This window comes from Streptomyces sp. URMC 126 (genome assembly GCF_051386555.1).
Lineage (GTDB): Bacteria > Actinomycetota > Actinomycetes > Streptomycetales > Streptomycetaceae > Streptomyces.
The window spans coordinates 1-247 of the sequence record NZ_JBPQTX010001172.1 but is presented as its reverse complement, the minus strand read 5'-3'; the positions used below and the strand labels follow the sequence as shown (position 1 = coordinate 247).

The window sequence follows — 247 nt, the reverse complement described above, 5'->3', positions numbered from 1 at the left end:
GATCTGTTCAGCGGCCGTCCCGGAGCGCTTCATCCGCTGCCACCGCAGCCGGCTGCCGAGCAGCAGCGCGACGAGCGACTGGATGACGACGAGATACATCAACTGCCGGTAGACGACGATCTGGAACGGCATCGACCACAGGGCCCGGACCGGCTCGCCGTCGAGTCTCAGCGCGTAGCCGGAGCAGACGATCTGCACGCCGAGGAACGCGAACCACACCGCGGCCGACTCCCACGGATCGCGGAAC

The 247-nt window shown here is 67.6% G+C and carries 1 pseudogene; it reads right to left on the bottom strand.

Annotated elements, in window-relative coordinates:
* Positions 1-247 (bottom strand): annotated as a pseudogene (locus ACSNOK_RS35550) (bi-functional transferase/deacetylase); the annotation flags it as partial.